The following is a 2,598-nucleotide window of genomic DNA, read 5'->3' on the forward strand; positions in this document are numbered from 1 at the left end:
GTTCCAGGTGCCAAGCGTCACGATGAAGGGCGGCAGCTTCATGTAGGCGACAAGCACGCCGTTGAGCAGCCCGCAGGCCGCGCCGGCGGCAAGCCCGATCGCCACGGCGAGCGCGCTCGGCATACCGTAGCTGACCGCGCAATTGCCCATGATCACCGCTGAAATTACCATGATCACGCCGATCGACAGGTCGATGCCGGCGGTCAGGATGACCAGCGTCTGTGCGGCACCCAGAATGCCGATGATGGCGATCTGCTGCAGGATAAGCGTCAGCGTGTAGGACGAAAAGAACCGCCCTCCGATGGTGATGCCGAAAACGATGATCGCCAGAACCAGGACGATCAGCGGCACCGCGGCAGGTGTCGAATGCAGGAAATGCTGGATGCGCTTGACGGCCGATTTGTGCTCGTCGAAAGCGGCAACGCTTGTGTCGCTGCTCGAAAGAACTTTCTCGAATTCCTGAGCTTGAGCCATGTTTTCTCCCCGTAGGCTTCGGCCAAACGCCGACGCCAGTCCACGCCTTTCCGGTCTGTCGCCGGGATTGTTCGCGGTCACGCGAGCCATCGTCCACCCGAAGCGGCCGGGGATCAAGCCCCGACCGCTCAGGTTCCCTGGATGCCGGTCAGACCGGCATCAGCCCCAGCACTTGGCGAGGCCTTCCTTGGTGTCGATGGACTTGACGCCGGTGGCCGGCTTGTCGGTCACCAGGTTGACGCCGGTATCGAAGAAGTTCTTGCCTTCGGTCGGCTTCGGCTTGGTTCCGTCCTTGGCAAAAGCGGCGATCGCCTCGATGCCGAGTGCTGCCATCTGCAGCGGGTATTGCTGCGAAGTGGCGCCGATGACACCTTCGGCCACCGACTTCACGCCGGGGCAGCCGCCATCGACGGAAACGATCAGCACCTGGCTTTCGAGGCCGACAGCCTTGAGCGCCTGGTAGGCGCCGACAGCGGCAGGCTCGTTGATGGTGTGGATGACGTTGATGGTGTTGTCCTTCTGCAGGAGGTTCTCCATCGCCTTGCGGCCGCCCTCTTCGTTGCCGTTGGTGACGTCGTGGCCGACGATGCGGGGATCGTCCTCATCGCCGATCTTGTTGGGATCCTTCACGTCGATGCCGTAGCCCATCATGAAGCCCTGATCACGCAGCACGTCGACAGTCGGCTGCGAAGGCGTCAGGTCGAGGAAGCCGATCTTGGCGTCCTTGGCCTTGTCGCCGAGCGTGGCGGCTGCCCAGGCACCGATCAGCTTGCCGGCTTCGAGATTGTCCGTCGCAAAGGTCGCGTCGGCGGCGTCGATCGGATCGAGCGGCGTGTCGAGCGCGATCACCAGCAGGCCGGCATCGCGCGCCTTCTTCACGGTCGGCACGATGCCCTTGGTGTCGGATGCAGTGATCAGGATACCCTTGGCGCCGTCGGCGATGCAGCTCTCGATCGCCGCAACCTGGCTCTCGCTGTCGCCGTCGATCTTGCCGGCATAGGTCTTGAGGTCGACGCCGAGTTCCTTGGCCTTCGCGGTGGCGCCCTCCTTCATCTTGACGAAGAAGGGATTGGTGTCGGTCTTGGTGATCAGGCAGGCACCGACACCAGCCGCGGATGCGGACGACGCAAACGCCATCAGCCCCAGAGCCGCGGCGGCAAAAACGGTCGATTTCAACAGTTTTGTATTGGTCACGATTTCCTCCCAGTGGAACCATCCGGATGCCGGCCAACCGGCACCTGCAGCGCGTCCAACGAAATTCTCCCAGCGTGGACGCTGCCTCAACAGACACCAGCACGAAGCCTCTGTCAATAATTAAATCACTCTTATTTATTATTGACAGCCTTGCTTCGTTCACCCATTCTGGCCCAAAAGCATTGAGGGGAAACGACGGGAGGAACAGGGTGGAAACGGCCATTGCGAGGCATGGTTCGCCCGAGGTGAATGACAGTCTCATTCACCGCGGCACCAACCAGAGCGGCATGCGCGACCACAATGAGCGGTTGGTGCTGTCGCTGGTGCGCCAGCACGGCAGCCTGGCAAAATCCGACATCGCCCGCATGACCGGCCTTTCGGCGCAGACGGTTTCGGTCATCATGCGCGAGCTGGAGGAAGAAAGCCTCCTGCTGCGCCAGGCCCCGTTGCGCGGCAAGATCGGCCAGCCTTCCATCCCGATGGCGCTCAATCCCGAAGGCGCCTTCTTCATCGGCCTGAAGATCGGCCGCCGCAGCGCCGAACTGGTGTTGATCGATTTTCTCGGCAATGTCCGCTCGATGCTGCAGCATTCGTATCGCTACCCGGCGCCGCGCGAGACGGTGGACTTCGTCAGCAACGGCATGCGGCAGATGCGCGGCGCGCTGACGCCCGCGCAAGACAAGCGCATCGCCGGGCTCGGCATCGCCATGCCGTTCGAATTGTGGAACTGGGCCGATACCGCCGGCGCCCCGCGCGACGTGATGGACGAATGGCGTCACCGCGACATCAGGGCCGACATCCAGGCCCAATGCGACTTTCCGGTCTATTTGCAGAACGATGCCACATCGGCCTGCGGCGCCGAGCTCGTCTTCGGCCAGGCGGGCGCTGCGCGTGACCTCGTCTATTTCTATATCGGCGCCATTGCCCGTG

Annotated in this window: 3 protein-coding genes; 1 reads left to right on the forward strand and 2 read right to left on the reverse strand. The window is 62.6% G+C overall.

The window, feature by feature from the left end; all coding sequences use genetic code 11:
- Both EOD15_RS32410 and EOD15_RS32415 read right to left on the reverse strand, forming a co-directional pair.
- A partial coding sequence (locus EOD15_RS32410) for an ABC transporter permease (protein ID WP_148129758.1) occupies positions 1-474 on the reverse strand: 474 nt, incomplete at its 3' end.
- 159 nt (positions 475-633) lie between these two features.
- Entirely contained in the window at positions 634-1,650 is a 1,017-nt protein-coding gene (locus EOD15_RS32415; RefSeq protein ID WP_056581902.1) for a sugar ABC transporter substrate-binding protein, read from the reverse strand.
- 227 nt (positions 1,651-1,877) lie between these two features.
- On the opposite strand from EOD15_RS32415, the gene EOD15_RS32420 reads away from it, so the two are divergent.
- Positions 1,878-2,598 (forward strand): ROK family transcriptional regulator (locus EOD15_RS32420; protein WP_148129759.1); only part of this gene is annotated, 721 nt, incomplete at its 3' end.

The organism is Mesorhizobium sp. M7A.T.Ca.US.000.02.2.1 (genome assembly GCF_003996995.1).
Classification (GTDB): Bacteria; Pseudomonadota; Alphaproteobacteria; order Rhizobiales; family Rhizobiaceae; genus Mesorhizobium.